Origin of the sequence: Paenibacillus sp. 2TAF8, assembly GCF_052114825.1 — a bacterium.
Lineage (GTDB): Bacteria > Bacillota > Bacilli > Paenibacillales > Paenibacillaceae > Paenibacillus.
This window is the reverse complement of the sequence record NZ_JBFRFN010000006.1, coordinates 220912-240761: the sequence shown is the minus strand read 5'-3', so window position 1 is coordinate 240761 and position 19850 is coordinate 220912. Positions and strand designations below refer to the sequence as shown.

General features: G+C 46.7%; 20 protein-coding genes. 9 read left to right on the top strand and 11 right to left on the bottom strand.

Annotated elements, in window-relative coordinates; translation table 11 throughout:
* Positions 1-223: 223 nt before the first annotated feature.
* The 7 genes from AB4Z30_RS11190 to AB4Z30_RS11160 form a co-directional block, all read right to left on the bottom strand.
* The gene (locus AB4Z30_RS11190) at positions 224-1183 is read right to left on the bottom strand and encodes a hypothetical protein (RefSeq protein ID WP_441926212.1); all 960 of its coding nucleotides are present in this window, start codon (positions 1181-1183) and stop codon (positions 224-226) included.
* Between the two features lie 186 nt (positions 1184-1369).
* Positions 1370-2029, bottom strand: a complete 660-nt coding sequence (locus AB4Z30_RS11185) for a VOC family protein (RefSeq protein ID WP_441926210.1) — start codon at positions 2027-2029, stop codon at positions 1370-1372.
* Positions 2026-2484, bottom strand: a complete 459-nt coding sequence (locus AB4Z30_RS11180) for a VOC family protein (RefSeq protein WP_441926208.1) — start codon at positions 2482-2484, stop codon at positions 2026-2028. Before AB4Z30_RS11180 ends, AB4Z30_RS11185 begins: the two co-directional genes overlap by 4 nt.
* Positions 2485-2567: 83 nt before the next feature.
* The gene (locus tag AB4Z30_RS11175) at positions 2568-3137 is read right to left on the bottom strand and encodes an NADPH-dependent FMN reductase (protein WP_441926206.1); all 570 of its coding nucleotides are present in this window, start codon (positions 3135-3137) and stop codon (positions 2568-2570) included.
* 210 nt (positions 3138-3347) lie between these two features.
* Positions 3348-4160, bottom strand: a complete 813-nt coding sequence (locus tag AB4Z30_RS11170) for a response regulator (protein ID WP_441926204.1) — start codon at positions 4158-4160, stop codon at positions 3348-3350.
* 19 nt (positions 4161-4179) lie between these two features.
* A complete protein-coding gene (locus tag AB4Z30_RS11165; protein WP_441926202.1) occupies positions 4180-5850 on the bottom strand; it encodes a GAF domain-containing sensor histidine kinase in 1671 nt (556 codons plus the stop codon).
* Between the two features lie 95 nt (positions 5851-5945).
* A complete protein-coding gene (locus AB4Z30_RS11160) occupies positions 5946-6428 on the bottom strand; it encodes an ArpU family phage packaging/lysis transcriptional regulator (protein ID WP_441926624.1) in 483 nt (160 codons plus the stop codon).
* 698 nt (positions 6429-7126) lie between these two features.
* On the opposite strand from AB4Z30_RS11160, the gene AB4Z30_RS11155 reads away from it, so the two are divergent.
* From AB4Z30_RS11155 to AB4Z30_RS11145, 3 genes are all read left to right on the top strand, one after another.
* The gene (locus AB4Z30_RS11155) at positions 7127-7570 is read left to right on the top strand and encodes a helix-turn-helix domain-containing protein (protein WP_441926622.1); all 444 of its coding nucleotides are present in this window, start codon (positions 7127-7129) and stop codon (positions 7568-7570) included.
* Between the two features lie 46 nt (positions 7571-7616).
* The gene (locus tag AB4Z30_RS11150; protein WP_441926200.1) at positions 7617-8033 is read left to right on the top strand and encodes an ImmA/IrrE family metallo-endopeptidase; all 417 of its coding nucleotides are present in this window, start codon (positions 7617-7619) and stop codon (positions 8031-8033) included.
* Positions 8034-8221: 188 nt separating this feature from the next.
* Positions 8222-10045, top strand: a complete 1824-nt coding sequence (locus AB4Z30_RS11145) for a 5'-nucleotidase C-terminal domain-containing protein (RefSeq protein WP_441926198.1) — start codon at positions 8222-8224, stop codon at positions 10043-10045.
* A gap of 582 nt (positions 10046-10627) precedes the next feature.
* Here the strand turns inward: AB4Z30_RS11145 and AB4Z30_RS11140 are convergent.
* Positions 10628-12382, bottom strand: coding sequence for a proline--tRNA ligase (locus tag AB4Z30_RS11140; protein WP_441926196.1), 1755 nt, complete (start codon positions 12380-12382; stop codon positions 10628-10630).
* A 552-nt stretch (positions 12383-12934) separates the two neighbouring features.
* On the opposite strand from AB4Z30_RS11140, the gene AB4Z30_RS11135 reads away from it, so the two are divergent.
* Complete coding sequence (locus AB4Z30_RS11135; protein ID WP_441926194.1) at positions 12935-13609, top strand: exonuclease domain-containing protein; 675 nt, start codon at positions 12935-12937, stop codon at positions 13607-13609.
* Positions 13610-13643: 34 nt separating this feature from the next.
* Here the strand turns inward: AB4Z30_RS11135 and AB4Z30_RS11130 are convergent, their stop codons facing one another.
* From AB4Z30_RS11130 to AB4Z30_RS11120, 3 genes are all read right to left on the bottom strand, one after another.
* Complete coding sequence (locus AB4Z30_RS11130; RefSeq protein ID WP_441926192.1) at positions 13644-14615, bottom strand: helix-turn-helix transcriptional regulator; 972 nt, start codon at positions 14613-14615, stop codon at positions 13644-13646.
* 166 nt (positions 14616-14781) lie between these two features.
* The gene (locus AB4Z30_RS11125) at positions 14782-15477 is read right to left on the bottom strand and encodes a hypothetical protein (RefSeq protein ID WP_441926190.1); all 696 of its coding nucleotides are present in this window, start codon (positions 15475-15477) and stop codon (positions 14782-14784) included.
* Between the two features lie 207 nt (positions 15478-15684).
* Positions 15685-15852: a hypothetical protein gene (locus AB4Z30_RS11120; protein ID WP_441926188.1), complete on the bottom strand. Its 168-nt coding sequence runs from the start codon at positions 15850-15852 to the stop codon at positions 15685-15687.
* Between the two features lie 332 nt (positions 15853-16184).
* On the opposite strand from AB4Z30_RS11120, the gene AB4Z30_RS11115 reads away from it, so the two are divergent.
* From AB4Z30_RS11115 to queE, 5 genes are all read left to right on the top strand, one after another.
* Entirely contained in the window at positions 16185-16640 is a 456-nt protein-coding gene (locus AB4Z30_RS11115) for a hypothetical protein (RefSeq protein ID WP_441926186.1), read from the top strand.
* A gap of 18 nt (positions 16641-16658) precedes the next feature.
* Entirely contained in the window at positions 16659-17363 is a 705-nt protein-coding gene (locus AB4Z30_RS11110) for an AIM24 family protein (RefSeq protein ID WP_441926184.1), read from the top strand.
* A 560-nt stretch (positions 17364-17923) separates the two neighbouring features.
* Positions 17924-18616: a 7-cyano-7-deazaguanine synthase QueC gene (gene queC / locus AB4Z30_RS11105; RefSeq protein ID WP_441926620.1), complete on the top strand. Its 693-nt coding sequence runs from the start codon at positions 17924-17926 to the stop codon at positions 18614-18616.
* Positions 18613-19104, top strand: coding sequence for a 6-carboxytetrahydropterin synthase QueD (queD, locus tag AB4Z30_RS11100; RefSeq protein WP_090918382.1), 492 nt, complete (start codon positions 18613-18615; stop codon positions 19102-19104). The genes queC and queD overlap by 4 nt, the downstream gene beginning before the upstream one ends.
* Positions 19097-19834, top strand: coding sequence for a 7-carboxy-7-deazaguanine synthase QueE (gene queE, locus AB4Z30_RS11095; protein WP_441926182.1), 738 nt, complete (start codon positions 19097-19099; stop codon positions 19832-19834). Before queD ends, queE begins: the two co-directional genes overlap by 8 nt.
* Positions 19835-19850: the final 16 nt, after the last annotated feature.

The window sequence follows — 19850 nt, the reverse complement described above, 5'->3', positions numbered from 1 at the left end:
ATCATCTTACCGTCTTTTCCATCTCACGCTGACGGTGTTTCGGATGAATTACGCCGATTTGTCGTTGGTTTTCTGCGAGAAAATGGAAATGACGAAAAAGCACCTGCCGCTTGGACAAGTGCTTGATTTAATGAACATTAATTTTGAGTAATGGACTTTTCCCATCGTAAGGTTTACTCGATACATATCGATTGTATAGAATGTGACTTATTCGTTACACTTCCTACGCAATAATATAACGGAAATTCTCCCAAATCTCAGGCATAGCCTCTCCATTTTTTGCGTGGTGGTAGAAACTGAACGGGAATTTGAACACATGCCCGCCGTACCAGTCACGGCATCGGTGATCTGTCAGCCAGTATTCCAATTCATGTGGCAGCGCGCGTGAACGCTCAGCTTGTGTTAATGGAAGCACATCAACAGGGGACTGCAATGTAACTTCCTCCTGCATCACATCCATATGACGGCCCAGCCGCAAAGCTTTTACCATTTTAAGAAAAGGTGGAATGCCTTTATAGAACAGAGCGACGTAACCCAGCTCATAAAGCATATTTAGCGCATGTCCGTAGGTAAGCATGTGACCAATGAGATCATGATGCGCCTCCGCCTGATAGATCGTGCGAAAAGCACCCAACTCCTCCAGAATCAACTGAGACAACTGAATGGGATGCAGAATCTCTGGGAAACCGTCATTCTCGTCCAGATGCATACGGCGAATTTCTTTCACGGTTGTATTCACCCAGGATCTCCCCGGAATCGTACGTTCAAACGACTCAATTAATTGTGCAATCTGCTCAATCTCTTCTGCTGTGCCCCATCCTTCCAATTCTCGAATGGCTTTCAGGCTAATGGCACCATAGATAGCTTGGTGTCCCACCCAGTGCAATTCGCCAATCGTCCGCTCCAGTGCATCTGTAATACGCACTTCGGCTTCTTCCAGCGGCATACGCTCATTTGCTGAAGCAGTCTGATCGTTGCGGGTTCCATGCTGGCGAAGCATCGCTTTCGCTTCGGCAGTAACGCTGCCAGCGGCAAGAGCCGTGAGACGATTTTCCCGTACCCAAAAATAAGCTGCAATCGCCCCTGCTCCATAATGGGCATGCCACAAGTCTCCTGTACGTTCCCGACTGGAAGCAATTGTCGCAAGCCCCTCCTCCAACAAACGTCGATCCAAGTCTGCCATCCCCCTTCAACTTATGGAAGCCTCGCTACAAGCCGGACTACCCTGATCTTTCAAAAAATAAAGCGTTTACTTCTATAAAATGATCAAGTGCAGATTGTTATGCCCTTTTGCTCTATATAAGTTAAGCTAAAGATTTTCCACATAAACTTCGGATGACGGAGTAACCTTATGCATCGTTTTATACCACTAGAATCGAAGTGTTCCCACCTCAGGAATTGTAGCTTCAAACGGAAAGATCTGTGCCTTTTGATCGGAGAAAAACCAGACGCGTTCCTTCCTCACCACAATAAACAAACCGTTACGATCACCCACCGGAGAAAATGGATCACTACCCTCTCCCCAGCGGACTAGTCCGGCTTTCTCCAATTCCTGCACTGTGGCTGCCACATCTTCCGAAACCAGCCCGATTTCACACACTTGCAATATATCTTCCACCGAAAATGCACGCTCTTGCTCGTTATGTTCCCGGTGATGTGCAATCAACTCCACAATATTTCCCGCCGGATCTTCAAAATAAAGCGAATGCGAGTCCCAGTTGTTGGAGTAAGTTTCGTCCCGCTCTCCATCTGTACATAAAGTCACCCGTGATGCCGCCCACTGCTTCGCTTCCTGAAACTGATTTCTCGGAATCATCCAGGCAAAGTGATAGAACGGCTCTATGCCTTTTACAACTGTTTCGGATGCCGCGCCCCACTGCTTGAATATCATCCGGGTGCTTCCGGCCTGCAAAGTGAAAGCTTCCTCCAATGGATTAATGTCGGATACCCTCATGCCGAGCGTATCTCCATAGAAATGGTGCAGTTCCTCCAGCTTTACGGTATAAAACAATACTCGCTCAATGATCATACACTTCTCCCATGCAGCCTCTCCCATTCACTCCACGGCACCAAGCCAAGCTCAGGCTTCGCCTCGTCTGGAAGCACGGCGATGAATTCAAGCAAATGACCATCCGGGTCGTTAAAATAGACAGCAACAGCTGGCATCCAGCCAAAGACATATAGTTCCCCAATATCATCATCCAGAAAATTACGGGTGGCGATGCCCTTGTTTTCCAGGTATTCAACCGCATGTTTCATATCGTTCAGGGATACATGAAAAGCGAAGTGCTGGCACTGCACCTGTACTGGCTCCTTCTCCCACAGCCCCAGCATGGCATTGCGTTCGCCGCCAATCCAGTAAAAAAAGTATCCGCGTTCCGGGTTTTCACTAGCAAGAGGTAATCCAAGTACCTTCTCGTAGAAATGATGTGATCTTTGAAGATCTGTAACATTCAGATGTGTTTCATATAAACCTTTAATCATGATACATTCCCACCTTCCATTGTTTCGTTGCGGTGCTGAATTTATTAAGCGAAATGATAACCCGCTTGTCAGTCTTTGTTACACTACAAAGCCTTCCTTGCCGCCGTTAACGTCTGAGCCAGATTCAAAAATGATCCCAGCACTCGCTGTACCCGCTCCTCCACATCCTGACTGCCTTCATATTCCTCGTATCCGTCAAACGTAGCCTCAAATCGTCTGCGCTGTGCGCCACCAATAGAGATCCACTCCGGAGCATTAATGCCGTGCAGATTACGAACCATCGTTTGCAATTGGATAAGCGAACTTACGCCGACCGCTCCCCCGGCTGAGCTGATCGACAGAACCGGTTTACCACTGAAATGAGCCTGACTTAGATGATCCAGTGCATTTTTAAGCACACCACTTATGCTGCCGTGATACTCTGGTGTAGAAAGGATAATGGCATCCGCTGCAAGCATCACGGTATTTAATGCCGCCAGGTTCTCGTCATTCTCTTGCTTTTCATCCGGAGCATAGAATGGAAGTGGTTTTTCATACAGATTAAATACGCTCGCTTCGTGTCCTTGGCCTTGAATAATCTCTGCTGCATATTCACCCAAACGTGTGCTCGTTGCATTTCTCCGGTTGCTGCCTGCCAATATCACAATATTCATTACATTCACTCTCCTGATCGCTGTTAGTATCTTCTTACTACTCTTGTCTCTCGACTTTGGTTATCCTTATTTTACCTTGGTATAGGGCGGTATTCGTCAGCTAATGGACTTAACTTCAGCACAAAAAAACTCAACCTTTCGGTTGAGTTCATACGACTTTAGTCTGAATTTTGTCTGAATTTGGCGACTACAGTGCTAGTCTGCAACTTATCACAATTCCCAGCCGTTTCGAACAGCATGAAGCGCTGCCTGAGTACGGTCTGCAAGCCCTAGTTTATCCAGTAAATGACTGACATGTGTTTTGACTGTTTTCTCCGTAATGACCAGTCGAACCGCAATCTCCTTGTTGCTCAGCCCTTGAGCGATCAACCCCAGCACTTCTTGCTCACGACGAGTGAGCATGCTTAACCCCGCATCAGATGAAACAATAGATTTACTCAAATTACCTGAGTTATTGGAATGACTGGTTTCATTGGCCCTGCCCGATTTATTGTTTTCGCTGGTTTGCATGCCTTGTTCTACAATCTGCTGACCCAGACGCTTGAAAGATGGCGGGACTTGCCCGATTCGTTCCTCTTGAAGCGCCTCGGACATCATATCCATTGACGCCATGACATGCATGAGTTGACCTGCAGCAGCCGGATGTAATTCGACTTGACCGGAATACACATTCCGGATTGCAATGGCTAAATCTTCAGGTTCGATATCCTTGAGCAAATAACCTTTCACACCTGCACGAACGGCAGGAACAACATGATCCTGATCCGAGAAAGAAGTCAGTACAATGATCCGTGTATTAGGCAGCAGACTACGCAAGTGCCTGGCTGTTTCAATGCCGTCCATAACAGGCATATGAAGATCCATTAGAACAACATCCGGCCTCAGCTCCTGTGCCTGCTCCAGAGCCTCCTGACCGTTCGATGCTTCCCCAACCACCTTCATATCCTGCTGGGTTTTCAGAAAAACGTGCAATCCCCGTCTTACCATGACATGATCGTCGGCAAGTAAAATTGTAATCGGCATCGCTATCTGCCTCCTGACTCTATTCCCTTTCAAACGGAAGTGGTATAACTGCGGTCACGGTTGTCCCTCTCTGTGAAGAACTCCATAATTCCAGCTTGCCTCCGATTGACTGTGCACGCTCTCTCATAATAGACAATCCGAGTGATTGAGAGGAAGGTTTCCGCCGTTTGGCACCGCCCTTCCCCCGGTCTGAAACGGTGAGCTTCGCCTCCGTTTCATTCAATTCAAACAGTATACATGCTGAGGTCACGCCTGCATGCTTGCGGATATTGTTCAGAGCCTCCTGACCGATACGCCATAACCCTTCTTCAATGAAACGTGGTATCGAACGCATCCCCTTTCGGTCAGCGACAACCTGGAGACCCTGTTTTGCCCCATAGTCTTGCAAGGCACTTAATAGTCCGGCTTCCAGACCCGCTGGACGAAGCTGCATAATTAACGCACGCATTTCCTTGAGCGCTTCCTGGGACAATGCTCGTATATCTCTCAGCACTTCTGCCGCCGGGTGCACCGGTTTCGTACCGGAAAGCATACTTTCTGCACCTTTCGCCGTCAACGATAGGGAGAACAAAATCTGATTCACGGAATCATGCAAATCCCGAGCCAGCCGATTCCGTTCCTCAAGCCTCGCTAATTCGCGGCGATGATCTGCCAGCTTCAGGCTCTCTCTGGAAGCAATGATATGCTCTGCCAGAGCCTCAAGCACTTCACGGTCTGCCTTAATCAAATCCTCGGATCGTGCTCCTGTACCAATAACGAGTACCCCGGGTTCTTCTGGTGAATGGTATGCAAGCGGTACGCCAATCCCTGATTGAAGCTCACTCGGTATCCGTTCAACCTTAACCTGACTGAACACTTCAAGAAGCTCATCCGCGGACAACCATGCTGCACGATAATGATCTATGATCCGATCCATGAAGCGTGTCCCTTCCAAGGACAGTGATTTTTCCAGGTCCAGCCATACCTCGCCACCTGAAAATATCGCCTGTATGCTAAATGTTCCATTGGTTTGTTGTATAAGTGCAGCGAATGGCCAGTCAAAATGTTTACCAAGCAGCCTTGCAACGGTACCAGACAATGCATCCACCTCGGTACATTCATTAACGGCAAGACTTAATGATGTACCGAAATCCCCGAGCCGTGCATAAAGTTCAGCCCGCCGCTGCTCTGCGCGGTATAGTCGCATTCGCTCCATCGCACTTCCTATCTGATAGGCCACTGCTTGCAAAAGGGCAAGCTCTCCATCGCTGAAAACCTCTTTGCCTGGAGCTGCCACATTGAGCAGTCCCAGCATTCGCTCACCCGAGCGCAGTGGAACTGTCGCATGGTGGGTAATATTCTGTGTGTCTCCCCACTTGAATTCCACGGCATCTTCAAGACGCTTGCAGTTAATGATGTTGACCGCATGTTGCAGCCTGCCGTCCCGGAAACGGTTGATACACCAGCATGTTCCGAGCCGCATCGGCTCTTTATCGTTTCGCATTAAAGCCGGAGGCAAATCGTAGTCTGACACACAAGTATACTCTCCATTTTCATCTATGAGAAAAAGCCATCCCGCCGTGAGGCCGGTCAGTTCTAGCAATTTGCCAACAACCGTACCCAGCATCAGGCTAAGGTCATTGGAGGTATTTAACGTTTCCGCTATCGTTTTGAGCGTCATCATTTCCTGCATTCCGGCCTCTTCCACCATGATGCATCCCCCTCCGGTGCTCCATCTGTGATTTTGTCCCAATTATTGTAACCAATCCTTTGACGATATGAAAGCTTCAACTTTTTGCCGGATGCTCAGCCAAGCTTCTGCCGTTCTTTTCTCGTCGATGACAAAGGCTCCACATTGATCAGTCCCCGATCAGCCAAAGCCAGTGCCATTTTGTAAAAAGCACGGGTGCGAATTTTCGTATACGTATCCTTGCTCACAGGCGGATCAAAAACATGATTGTATATTTTATAGTCAAAAACATCCTCGTCCTTCATATATCGTTCGTTCACCAACAGACGTTCCTTCTCACTGAGGCGGAGGACGATATGATCTATGGTATCGCAATAAGCCTGACGTGCACGCTGGACATCAACATTAAAGATTGCTGTTCTTGCGGTAGAATCCCCTGTAACATTGGTGGCGCCATGAAAACGTTCCGTGTAACTTGCCGTTACCAATACCTCTCGTTCTTCAAAAGCAATCGTTTTATAAATTCGATACTTCTCCAATACAGCTTCAACAGCGGCCTGTGTTTTACGGCGGTCCAATTCGGGTAACATCAATTCCATATTTGCCATAGTTGTTCTCCTCCTATTATTCATTCATTCTCTTTCTCTTTCTCATTTCATTTGATCGACTCATGCTCATGCTCACGCTCATACTCTCGCTATTGCTCACTTTCATACTCTTGCTCTTATTCAAATCATCCCATCTTCATCTTCCAGCGGAGACAGTCTCCTATATAGGATTGTTCCGTCTATCCAAACCTTAACGTTGCCTTATGCTCTTCTTCTGTTACCTTTTGGAAACAATGATCTGTTTACGTTTTGTTCGTATTTTGTTCGTATTTCTACTAGAGGATACCACTTTCTGGAGATTGGAGTAAACCTTCATTTTGGGTCATTTAGACGATAAAATAAAACCATCGCTCTCGTTTTCTATACCTTTTGGCATAATTGTTTCATATCTCTTTACCTAATGGTATATATACGATATAGTACAGATAATTACTGAACTCGTATAAGTCATTTGTTTTTTTATAATTTAAGATGAGCGTTAATTTGCACGATAACGGAGAGGACAGAACGAACCGGAAGAAGCGGAGCGTTCGCCTTTATCACCGGATTTCTCCCCTTAAGGAGAAAAATATAGGAAATCCGGGGATAACAGCGATCAGTAGGTTGTTCTGTCATCGGAGTGCCCTGTACAATAGCAATGCTTAACTTATAATCACAAGCACTTATGACGAGTCGAAGGAGATGCATGAATTGTGGAGCACGCTTTTGGTCCTTATATGAAACAGCTGCGAGAGCAGCAGGGATTCAGCATCAACCAGCTCGCGGAAGCAGCCGGAATAAGCAATTCGCAGATTTCACGGATTGAAAACGGTGTGCGTGGTGTGCCTAAACCAGCAACCATCCGCAAGATTGCTGATGCACTCGCAGTACCCTACTCAGATATGATGAAACAGGCGGGATATATTGAAGCTGGGCATGATATGAACCAACAGAACGTACCGGAATGGGCGACGTACAAAGATCGCCGGGACTTTAAAAAAATGCTGGAGGATGATGATGATCTGATGTTCGATGGTATTCCGCTGGATGAAGAGGACAAGAAACGGATCAAAGACGTGCTGACAGGATTATTCTGGGAAGCCAAACAGATGAACAAACGAAAAAAGCCAGACAAATCGGATCAACGCCCATGAGACCAGAACGCGAGTTCAAACTTATTGAAACTGCAGGTGAAATCATATGGATGACATCGTAACGAAGCTGATTCGAAAACATCGAACCAATTGTCCGTTCAGCATTGCCCGGGCTGTCGGAATACAGATTCGCTTTACCAATCTGGGCAAATCCACCAAAGGGCTGTATTTCCGTAAACTTCGCCGCAGATTTATCGTGATACACAATGAATTACCGCCCGAATGGCAGCGATTTGTATGTGCACATGAACTGGGACATGACAGACTGCATAAAGGAATTAACCGTTTCTTTCTGGAAGAGCATTCCTATTTTGCCCCAGGCAAACTGGAGAGACAAGCAAACCGTTTCGCCATTCAACTATTGACGGCTGGAATCACTCCCGAGCCGGAGGAATCCCTTGAGAAATTTTGCTTACGTACCGGACTGCCGCGTGAAGCGCAGCATTTTTTTTGCAACATTTAAGAACATACGTTCCTTTCATATATTCCTGTTAAAGGCTATTAAACTAGATTTCCTAACAGCTTTACATGTTACTTTCAGGTTACTTATTTTTACTTAAATCACGAGATTTCCTCATCATAGTCTGTTAAAATACTACATGAGCTACATAAACGCTCTAATAGATTACTATTTTGGGAGGTTTCGGATTGATGAAAAACTGGAAAAACGTTGTTTCACTTCTGCTAACGGTTTGTTTACTGTTTAGTAGTGTAGGTATTGCGGCGGCAGCAACGGATTCAGCTCCAGGCACAGGCAAACACATTATCATCCTACATACCAACGATATGCATGCTCGAGCAGTGGAACAATCTCCTGCCATGGGTTTTGCAAAAGTTGCGGGCATCGTTGACAAATATCGCAGCGAAAATCCTAACACCCTCTTGCTGGATGCAGGCGATGCGGTACACGGTACCACATTTGCTACGCTTGTCAGAGGAGAGAGCATTGCGCAGGTCATGAACGAAATCGGGTATCAGGCAATGGTGCCAGGTAACCACGAATTCAACTACGGTTCTGAACGTCTTATTGAGCTCGCGAAGATGATGAAATTCCCTATGCTCAGTGCAAACGTGAAGAAAAAAGACGGAACTCGTCTCTTCGAACCTTACCTCATCAAAGAAGTTGATGGTGTAAAGATTGGGATCATCGCCTTGACTACACCGGAGACAATGTATAAAACGAACCCGAAAAACGTAGAAGGCCTTCAAATTACAGATCCTTCTGCAGAAGCTAAAGTCCTCGTCAATGAAATCCGTAGCAAAGTCGATGTTGTCGTTGTTCTCGGACACCTTGGACAAGATGTTTCCAGTACGGATACAAGCTTCAAAGTCGTTAAAGACGTGCCAGGCATTGATGTGTTCATCGATGGACATAGCCATACCGTTTTGAAAGACGGGCTTGTCTCCGATCATGGAACATTGATCGCAAGTGCAGGTGAATATACCAATTATGTAGGTGTCATTGACCTATGGGTAGACGGCGGCAAAGTTTCGAAGAAAACAGCAACATTAGTGGATGAAACCGGGGCCAAAGATATTAAACCAAACGAGAATGTTGCAGCACTCGTAAGTTCCATTCAGAAAAAGCAAGAACCGATCCTGAAAGAAGAAGTAGCGAATACTGCTGTTCTCCTGGACGGCAAACGTGAACAAGTACGCGCTGGCGAAACCAATCTGGGTGATTTGCTTGCTGATGCAATCCGTGATGTAAGCAAAGCCGATATCGCATTGACTAACGGCGGAGGCATTCGTTCTTCTATTGAAAAAGGCGTTGTAACTAAAGGTGATGTCATTACCGTTCTCCCCTTTGGCAACCAAGTTGTAACCCTTGATGTAAAAGGTTCCGATGTACTTGCAGCCTTGGAGAACGGCGTAGGCTCCTATCCGGAACCAAGCGGTGGATTCCCGCAAGTATCTGGAATCACATTCAAAATTGATGCCGCTGCTGCAAAGGGCAGCCGTGTCCATTCCGTCATGGTTGGTGATAAAGCTCTTGATCCAGCTGCAACCTATACCCTTGCAACCAATGATTTCACAGCTGTCGGCGGTGACGAGTACACCATGTTCGCCAAGTATCCAACAACCGGTATGTACGGTGCACTAGATGAGGCGTTGATCAACTACATGCAAAAGCTCGGTGCAGTCGATATTAAAACCGACGGTCGCATAAGTGAAGGCAAAAAAGCTGCTGTAGAACCTGAAGCACCGGGTACTGAAGTTCCGGCTCCTGTCCCGGCACCAGCACCAACCAAACCTCAACCAGAGAAACCAAAGCCGGAAAAACCGGTCAAACCGGCACCGGAGAAACCAGCTCCCGTTCCAGCGAAATTGCATATTGTGAAATCAGGCGAGTCTCTATACTCGATTTCCAAACAATATGGTACAACATGGAAGACACTACAAAAACTCAACAAAATAAAAAAACCACACTGGATTTATCCAGGCCAAACCCTGAAATTGCCTGTTGCTTCTTAATCCGCAGTACTTCAACTATAACTGCGAAAGGGAGTCCTTACCCAGCCAACTGGAAGGACTCCCTTTCGTTTTCATTACGTTTGCATGTTGAACTCCGCTCAGCTAAGTCACTTTTTTAAAATCATCGATGTCAGCCTTGTACAGGTTTGCAAACAAAATTAAAAATAAATCTCTTGCATGCAGCTTGCTGCCTCCAACACGATCTCCACAACATGCTGAACTAGAACAAATATGTCCATAATGTCCCTGCTCACGCGATTTACCGTTCAGATTAAGCCTAACGGCTTTCACACCAGCTTTGCGTATTTACACCCGAATGACTTTAAAATCTCCGAACCTACCGCAGCTATATGAGCAAATGATCAATTAAATGACTCTCTATACTTCAGCTATAGTCGCTTGGTATGATAATTTTCTGCAAATAGACTCTTTTATCCTTCCGGAGTCCCCGTTTTCCTAAGAACATTCGGTTTATTCGGCCACAAGATAAAGATCGACATAATATTCAGTCCTATTATATATACAAATGTTATCTCTCATATTATAAAACCGATTATTATCCTTTTTAAGCCAGATCCAAGCTTAAACTCGCCGAATATGCTCTCTCACATAACTCACAGCTTCCTGTGCCGTCATACTGATCCGTTTCGCTTCACCTGAAACAGCAAGCATATGAGATCCAAGCTCCACTTGTGCTTCGGCAGCTCCTCTGCCCACGACAATGTGTACAGGCAGTCCGATTAACTCTGCATCCTTGAATTTGACACCCGGGCGTTCATCCCGATCATCAAGCAGCACGCGGAATCCGTGATCCAGTAACTGTTGTTCCATCTCAAGAACAAGCTTCTGTTGATGCTCATCCTTCCAGCTTACCGGAATGAGATGTACATCGTAAGGAGCTACAGATACAGGCCACTGAATGCCGTCCTCCGTGGCGTACTGTTCAGCAATAGCTGCCATCAAACGGGAAACCCCTATGCCGTAACATCCCATCACAGGTGCACATTGACGTCCATTACGATCCAGGAAAGCGGCTCCCATCGCATCACTGTACTTCGTACCCAGTTTGAAGATGTGTCCCACTTCGATACCTTTGGTAAATACAAGTGGTTCACCACAGGATACGCAGCGATCCCCTTCAGCGGCAAAGCGGATACACTCCACTTGATCCAGTGCAAAATCAACGCCTGGACGCACGCTTGACAGATGCATATCAACCTCATTGGCTCCGGTTATTGCATGTTTCATAGCGGCCACATCAGCGTCTATCACCATCCGCATTCCAAGCCCTACAGGGCCAAGATAACCGACAGTAAGACTAGAATGTGCGGCGATAGTTGCATCGTCAGCCAAAATCAAGTCCTCTGCGCCCAGCACCTGTTTGAAGGCAATCTCGTTCAGTTCATGATCACCACGGACAAGTGCCGCAACAAGCTGCCCATCCGCCAGATAGAGCAGTGTTTTGATCATATCCTCTGGCTTCTTACCCAAGAAAGAGCATAACTCAGCGATGGTGCGAACGCCTGGTGTCTCAATACGTAACATCCCTGCGCCTTCATTTGTTTCATTCGCTTCATTTGCTTCTTTTGCATCCATAAGCACTGTAGAGTCAGCAGGTAAAAATGCTGCTTTCTCCAGGTTCGCAGCGTAACCACAATGTTTACACGTCACAATGGTATCTTCTCCTACATCGGCCAAAGCCATGAACTCATGTGTTTCCCCTTGTCCTCCAATCGTTCCCGCATCCGCCTCAACCCGAATGTACTCCAGACCACAACGTTCCAGAATGAGACAATACGCTGTATTCATTGCCTGGTAGGTTCGATCCAGTTCATCCCAATCTGCCGCAAAAGAATAAGCATCTTTCATAATAAATTCCCGTCCGCGCAGCAATCCAAAACGCGGCCTGCGCTCATCCCGGAACTTAGTCCCGATCTGATACAACGTGAATGGTAGTTTACGGTACGAGTTAACCTCATCACGAGCTAATGCCGTGACCACTTCCTCATGGGTCGGACCAAGCGCAAATTCTCTCGCATGCCGATCCTTCAGACGCATTAGCTCTGGACCATACTGCGTATATCTCCCAGATTCCTCCCACAGTTCGGCTGGCTGCATGATTGGCAGTAGCACCTCCTGACAACCAGCACGGTCCATCTCTTCCCGAACAATTCGTTCAACGTTTAGAAGCACAGATCGCCCGAGTGGCAAGTAACTGTAAATACCCGCTGCCAGTTGACGAATCATACCCGAGCGCAGTAGCCAGCGGTGCCCTGCTGCATCAGCCTCCGCTGGTGCTTCACGTAGTGTTGGAACAAACATTTCACTTAGGCGCATCTTCAATACACTCCTTATTTAATTAGATATAAATGTCCTAAATACATAGGTTTTTAAATACAAAAAGACACATTCGTCAAGGGACGAATGTGTCGTGGTACCACCCTTATTTAACTGCATACGGTCTCAATCATGTCTCGCTCTCGCGTGCTGGCATACAGTCCTACGGGGCATAACGGACCCTTCCGGCGCAGGTTGCAGTCCTGAGTACGCGGACATTCTCTTGCGCAGCTAGCGAGGTAGGAATTGCGCAACAGCAACAGGAATGTTACACCTATCCATTCCCTCTCTGTTGAAGCATGTTTGCGTAATTATGTCCTCGATAAACGCTATTCTTCATTTTTGATCACATTAGAACATTTACACGCACTTGTCAATAAATACATCCCAAGAATTAGTCAATCAAAATAGTTATGCCAAAAGCCTTCGTCGAATTTCACAACTAGGCTGACACAACTCCATGTTCACTGTAGAATAGAGAAATAACATTTTAAGGATCGAACGTATGAATCCCTGAATGGAAATCTGTATTCTTCATAAAGGAGTTATCTTATGCCATATATTATATATGATCTTGAATTTACAGTAAGCCGTAATACCCGTTACTCTTCAGAAATCATTGATATCGGTGCCGTCAAAGTGAGCGAGGACCCCGTTACAGGTCTTACGGTTACAGACACCTTTCATACGTATGTTCGTCCATCCAACAAATCCGTCCTGTCCACCGACACCGTTCAGTTTACTGGCATTACCCAGAAGGACATTGATGCAGCCCCTCTTTTCCCTTCAGCGCTAACTCAGTTCATCAACTGGATGGGCATTGAACCTTATTATATGTGCTCATGGGGACCCGATGACCGAAACAAACTCATATCCCACTGCCGGACACATCAGTTAGATGTGGCTTGGATTACCAACCATAATGACTTACAACAGCAATGGTCCCGGGCCATGCATAAAGAAGGAAAGTTCCGACAGCTCGGGCTTGCCCAGGCTCTTGAACTATGTGGAATCGAATTTGACGGTACACAACACCGGGCTTTGGATGATGCTATTAATACAGCTAAAGTGTTTATGCACCAGTTCGACAAATTCAAACTGGAAAATAATTGCGCAGCGGATGATGAAGGCATTGCTTCTAAATTGGTTTACTCCAGTGCTGAGGATGATGAGGAAAAGGAATCACCGTTTGGCAATCTTGCTAATCTCTTTAAATCCAAGGAGTAATTGATATCCAAACGCTATACCTGTAGTCTGAAGTTCAATTGGAGCTGTACACTTTGCGCCAGCGCTCCAAATGTTCTTTCATCAGGGTACGACAATGTTCGGGTTCCAGAATCTCAGCCTCTGGTCCGTATCTGGATATCCACACAAAAAATCCCTCAGCGTCACTCACTGTAGTTTCAAACAACAGGGTACCTTCAGGCTCTACGGTCAAAACGGGGCGCACAAAGAAGCGTTCCTGCATCACGCGGTCCACAACAAGCGAAGAAAATCGGATCCTAACCGCAATCTCTTCCGTACTTCCTGTCTTGATCCAGGCAGTACGGAAATAAGACTGGATTAAATAATCATTTTTGCGGAAGGTACGTGGAATAATTCGTAATTCATGCAGCCGGTTGACCTGAAATATTCTTATTCTCTCGGAGAGATGGCAATATGCTAACAGATCAAATTGATATTCCCTAGGAATCAGGCAATATGGATCAAAGCGAATCATCTCCATTTCTCCCTGAGACAGATACTTCCCTTCCATACTGTTTTGTGATATTCCCGCTTGAAGCAACGTAAGGAGAGAATGACTTGGTTCATCTCCTTCACTATTTTGCCAGAACGTTGCTCCCTCTTTAAACATTCCTCTGATCTGCTCAGTCCATTCAACTCGCTCGGTTCGGTTTTTTTGGCTGGAAGCTACCACTTTTTCATAGGCACTCTCGAAGGCAGGCTTTAGTAGCGGACGAATATCTTCCATAACGTCTGCAAGTTGCATAAAGGCTTGCGCTTCCTCGTCAGACCAATTTAGCGGATACATGGCAAAATGGCTGATAAACATGTACCCTCTTCCGTGTCCCATATTAGCAATCGGAATATGCATTGCGCTGAGGGCCTCCATGTCGCGGTATATCGTCCTTTCCGTTGTCTCGCACCGCTCCGCAAGCTCCCTAGCCAGAATACCTGGCTTGGCTTGTACCAGCGTGATAATGCGCATTAATCGGATTAGTCGGTCTGTCATTTTGCCAGGCCCTCCATGATGTTGTTTCAAATAGTATGATACAGCTCCATCCTTGACTGAATATAGTATTGATATATACATTCGACTTGATGTTAATCTTCACCTTCAAAACATATGTAAACGCGTTCTCTCTGTATGGTATGCACTTGACTACCTTGTCTTTGATCTAACAATGCTCTTTCACATTTTGGCGCTTGGCAGTAAACGTAATACCATAATGATAACGAAGCTTCTCAACAATCTCGGCTTCTGTTAAATAATCCAGATCCTGTTTGCGTGCAGCTTCGATTAGCAGTGCATCGGCATGACGGCGCAGCAGTTCACTGCCTTCCTGGGTACGGCCTCGTTCATAAGCCCGTAGAGCCTGTTTGAGTAATGGTACGGTTTCGTTCAATTTAATCGTTTTCTCTACTTTCGGGTCTTCTGGCTGCCTTAGCATGCCGAGGTGACTTGTATACTGAATGTAGAGCTGTTCCCTGCGAAGAAGGATACGCTGACTTTGCTTTAACTTGCGGGTACTCCAATAAGCAGAACATATGGCTGCTTTTCCTGAGAGATGAGGACCTACGGCGAATTCCAGCAGGATCTGTTTGCTTTCTCCCTTGAGTACATCACCAAGTCGTAGTACCCAGCCAATATCTGTCTCTTTGGATCTGCACCCATAGATGCCTTTAAGCTGAACACCATATTCCGGTTTGAGCAATAGCTCTAAATCTCTCGACATAATTTTGGGTGCTATTTTCCTAAGTCTTTTGGCAGGGGCTCCGTAACGCCATTCCACCATCATATATACGGGATCGCCCCCCCCTGTCGGTATGGCCTCTTTATTCCACGAATAGGATACTTCAAAGACTGAGTTCACTGGTAGTCTCTCCCCCGATTTATGTGTATTATCTTCTAAGTTAGCAGGGTGAATGGACACTATATTGTCACGGAACATATGTTCCCATTACTTTTTTCCATTATATTAGTTTTATTCCCCTTATTCCGCCTAGAAGCGACAATAAACGACGAAAAAGCCTGGCTGCTAGCCAAGCTTTTCACACCCTTCTCTATGACAAGTCCTAACTTAAACGGCCCGGTTATTACACTCCATTTTGTGCATGTATTGTAAACTGTCCGTCTCAGCAACAGGCGCATAAGTTACACTGTCAATAATCAATTTGCGTCCGACTGGCTCACCATTTAAGGTAATTATAATCGTTTTCGTTGATGTGTTCTGGTTTGATGCGTACATGTTGTTCTACTCCTTTATTATTTACGATCTTCTTTCAAACGAAATATATTAATTTTAAGCATTATATTTCATATTTGTGAACATGATTAACGCGGAACGTAAGTGAATCATTCTGTTTGTTCTGCCCGGGGTACTGCTATCCTTGTATTACCCGCTGATTTTTTAAATTAAACATTTGTTTTTTTCAATCTTTGTTGACCATTTCGGGTAATAAAACGTAATCATCTTGAACCCAACACTTGGTTTTTGACGTATAATGAAAGAGCCGTAATTCAACAATTGACGACGAATTTGGCGATGAATCGATACTACCGAAGAAAGAGGTGTTACTCATGCCAAAATCCATTCAGGGTTATTTCATTCGGGTGTTTGTCACCACATGTATTCTGTTTACAGTCACACTAGCTTCTACTGCAAATGCAGCGAGTGCCAATATATTCTCGGATATTTATAACGGCTGGGAGCGCGTGTCGGAATTACCTGGCGAAGTGAACGCACTGCAGGAAAGTTACAAGCAGACGCTCGAGCAGTTAAACCAAACCTCCGCCCAACTCGGACAAGCCCAGGCCAATGTCGAAGCATTTAAGGCACAAAATGATCAACTCTTGGCTCAAAACCAGAAGCTAACTGAAATGGTCAGCAAACTACAAAATGATCAGGATGCCAGAACAGCCACCACGCAGCGAATTCAAACGATGGTGATTACTGTCGTTGCTCTCATATTGGGTTACTTCCTTCTGATTCGCGTGATGCGCTGGGGAATGCGCCGCCGATCCAGCCGACTATAAAAGAACAGGAGCCACTGCATGCACATACATCTGAACCATGCTGAAGCTGGTGGAGCCGGACAGGTAGTCACATTTTCACTGATCCAGGATGACCGCCTTCATATTCTGCATCCGCAGCAAATCGTTGCTTTTCGCGGCTCCAGCAGCAGCAGACAAGATAAATTCATGAATATCTCGGGTATGTATCGCAAAAAAAAGCTGATTAAATCGGAGATTACCGGTCCATGCCAATTCGTGGCTGCCCTTCCTCCCGGTTTTACGATGAAAGAAGTACAGCTTACAGAACACAGTGATCTGCTTTATGATTTTCGCCACTTGTTCTTCTATTCTGACGGTGTCACGATGCAGACCAAAATTCAGAAAATCAAAAATATGCTGATTACCCGGGATGCGGTGAAGGTGAAGTTTGCGGGCAATGGAACCATCGGATTACTCACGCAGGGCCAGGTATGCCAGCAAGAACTGCACCCCACTGCCCCACTCTATGTGGATGCTGGAAGTGTCATCGCCTATCCCGAAAATGCTCATCTGGAATTAACCGTATACGGAAATAATCTGGCAAGTCAGCATATGAACTACCATTGGAAAATGACGGGACAAGGTACGGTGCTCTTTCAGGCTGGACGAGAAAACTACAGGCTTCAGCAGGACATGAATGACGATGGGCTATTTAAACGCATTTTAAAGGAAGTTATTCCGTTCGGTAACATCATTATTAAGTAGGGCGTGTCTTGAAACCTACTGAAGTGCATCTTTCACCGCCTTTTCGCCCCCTGCTGCGTCAGTTTCCCTTGACGTGCCCCGGCACGCCTGCAGAAAACTTCCTTGCTTGGAACGAAAATTCAGCAAAATCTGCCTTCTTCAGAGTTTTCAGACACGCCCTAATTTTGGAATCTATTAAAAATAGGCGTTCGGCTGATGATATGGTATACTGTACCCGGACAATTAAAGAAGAAAATCCATGCCTATGGCATGGGAGAGGTTCGCGAACTCCCTCTACAAGACTTGACCTGTGTATGGTCGCTACAGTCTTGCGTACTGATTTCCGTGACTACACGTAGTTTTTACATGCTTTAGGCATAAGGCTTAAGTTGTAAAAGGATACGGTCTGACGCGGTGTGCGTAAAAAACTAAGGACACTTGCTTATAGCTGCTTTTTTTAAAGCGGTTATCAAGAAGGTGTGTTTTTTGATGGATGCCAGTTCATGAACTTCTCTGTTCTTCCGACACTCTTTGCTTCATTGCAGGGGGTGATCTCAAGAAGATGGAGAGGTTTTTTTATGTTGAACAATGAAAAAGCTGTCGTTGTATTTAGTGGCGGTCAGGACAGCACAACGTGTTTGTTCTGGGCGAAAAAACAATTCGCCGAAGTTGAAGTGGTTACATTTGATTACGGGCAGCGCCATAAATTGGAGATTGAATGCGCAGCATCGATTGCGAAGGATCTGGGTGTGCAGCAGACTGTACTAGATATGAGCTTGCTTAACCAACTTGCTCCGAATGCACTCACACGTTCTGACGTGGAAATTACTCATGAAGAAGGCGAACTGCCAAGTACGTTTGTGGATGGACGGAACTTGCTGTTCCTGAGCTTTGCAGCGATTTTGGCAAAACAAAAAGGCGCCCGTCACCTGGTTACAGGTGTCTGCGAGACGGACTTCAGCGGATATCCCGATTGCCGGGATTCATTTGTAAAGTCGATGAATGTAACTCTCAATCTGTCGATGGACTACCCATTTGTTATTCACACGCCATTGATGTGGCTCGACAAAGCAGCAACGTGGAAAATGGCCGACGAACTGGGGGCTTTCGATTATGTACGTGAACGTACTCTGACTTGTTATAACGGCGTCATCGGTGACGGGTGTGGTGACTGCCCTGCATGTAAGCTACGTAAAGCCGGACTGGATCGTTATGTTCAGGAGCGTGCAGTTGCTCATACGAGTACTCCCTCCACTGGAGTGGACGCGCGATGAGAGAGCCTGGAACATTTCGAATCGTTGAACGGTTGCAGCGAATAGATCAGGATATTCTGCCCACACAGCTGAGATATCACCGGAAACGGGTGCTGGTCAGTAAAGAATTTACCTTTGATGCAGCGCATCATCTGCACTGTTATGAAGGCAAATGCAAAAACTTGCACGGACATACGTATAAAGTCGTTTTTGGCATCAGCGGTTATCCGGGTGAAACCGGGCTGACGGTTGATTTTGGACATATCAAAGACATCTGGAAAAGCCGTATTGAAGGTTATCTGGATCATCAATATCTGAATGAAACACTTCCTCTCATGAATACGACGGCTGAAAACATGGTCGTTTGGCTGTTCGAGCAGATGGAACATGCTCTGCAGACTGAGCCTTACGCCGGGCTCACAGACGGTGCACGCACTGAATTTGTGCGTCTCTTCGAGACCCCGACCAGTTATGCCGAAGCAAGACGGGAGTGGATGATCGATGAGTAAGGAAGCACGTATCCCTGTCATGGAGGTTTTTGGTCCGACCGTTCAAGGCGAAGGCATGGTCATCGGGCAAAAAACGATGTTTGTGCGCACCGCGGGCTGCGATTATCGCTGCTCCTGGTGCGACTCGGCCTTTACCTGGGACGGCAGCGGCAAGGACCAGATTCGCATGTTGACGCCGGAGGCGGTATGGGATGAACTGCGCCGCCTGGGCGGCACGCGTTTCTCCCATGTGACCCTCTCCGGCGGCAACCCCGCCCTGCTGGCCTCGCTGGGCGGGCTGGTTGCCCTGCTGCGTGAGCATGGCGTCCGCACCGCGGTGGAGACGCAGGGTTCACGCTGGCAGTCATGGCTGGCAGACGTTGACGAAGTCACCGTCTCGCCCAAGCCACCCAGCTCAGGCATGGACACCGACTGGGCTGTGCTGGACGATGTAATCAGCCGCCTGGCTGCTGGCCCGGCGGATCGAAGCCATAGTCTGAAGATCGTGATCTTCGATCAGACAGACCTGAACTATGCCCGCCGTGTGCATGCACGGTATCCGGGCACGGCTTTATTTTTACAAACGGGGAACCCGGATGTTTCTTCGGCGGACACGCCGGATCTGGCGGCTTCGTTGCTGGAGCGTTACGAATGGCTGATTAATCAGGTAAGTGCCTCGGACGATCTGAACAACGTGCGCGTGCTTCCGCAGCTTCATACGCTGGTATGGGGGAATAAACGCGGGGTTTAAATATATATGAGATGAT

Coding starts and splice junctions, on each gene's coding strand:
- AB4Z30_RS11130 (WP_441926192.1), bottom strand. CDS start 14,615: ATGACAGACCGACTAATCCGATTAATGCGCATTATCACGCTGGTACAA.
- AB4Z30_RS11165 (WP_441926202.1), bottom strand. CDS start 5,850: ATGGTGGAAGAGGCCGGAATGCAGGAAATGATGACGCTCAAAACGATA.
- AB4Z30_RS11180 (WP_441926208.1), bottom strand. CDS start 2,484: ATGATTAAAGGTTTATATGAAACACATCTGAATGTTACAGATCTTCAA.
- queD (WP_090918382.1), top strand. CDS start 18,613: ATGAGAGAGCCTGGAACATTTCGAATCGTTGAACGGTTGCAGCGAATA.
- AB4Z30_RS11140 (WP_441926196.1), bottom strand. CDS start 12,382: ATGCGCCTAAGTGAAATGTTTGTTCCAACACTACGTGAAGCACCAGCG.
- AB4Z30_RS11110 (WP_441926184.1), top strand. CDS start 16,659: ATGCACATACATCTGAACCATGCTGAAGCTGGTGGAGCCGGACAGGTA.
- queE (WP_441926182.1), top strand. CDS start 19,097: ATGAGTAAGGAAGCACGTATCCCTGTCATGGAGGTTTTTGGTCCGACC.
- AB4Z30_RS11145 (WP_441926198.1), top strand. CDS start 8,222: ATGAAAAACTGGAAAAACGTTGTTTCACTTCTGCTAACGGTTTGTTTA.
- AB4Z30_RS11185 (WP_441926210.1), bottom strand. CDS start 2,029: ATGATCATTGAGCGAGTATTGTTTTATACCGTAAAGCTGGAGGAACTG.
- AB4Z30_RS11150 (WP_441926200.1), top strand. CDS start 7,617: ATGGATGACATCGTAACGAAGCTGATTCGAAAACATCGAACCAATTGT.
- AB4Z30_RS11190 (WP_441926212.1), bottom strand. CDS start 1,183: ATGGCAGACTTGGATCGACGTTTGTTGGAGGAGGGGCTTGCGACAATT.
- AB4Z30_RS11175 (WP_441926206.1), bottom strand. CDS start 3,137: ATGAATATTGTGATATTGGCAGGCAGCAACCGGAGAAATGCAACGAGC.
- AB4Z30_RS11115 (WP_441926186.1), top strand. CDS start 16,185: ATGCCAAAATCCATTCAGGGTTATTTCATTCGGGTGTTTGTCACCACA.
- AB4Z30_RS11135 (WP_441926194.1), top strand. CDS start 12,935: ATGCCATATATTATATATGATCTTGAATTTACAGTAAGCCGTAATACC.
- AB4Z30_RS11160 (WP_441926624.1), bottom strand. CDS start 6,428: ATGGAATTGATGTTACCCGAATTGGACCGCCGTAAAACACAGGCCGCT.
- AB4Z30_RS11120 (WP_441926188.1), bottom strand. CDS start 15,852: ATGTACGCATCAAACCAGAACACATCAACGAAAACGATTATAATTACC.
- AB4Z30_RS11170 (WP_441926204.1), bottom strand. CDS start 4,160: ATGCCGATTACAATTTTACTTGCCGACGATCATGTCATGGTAAGACGG.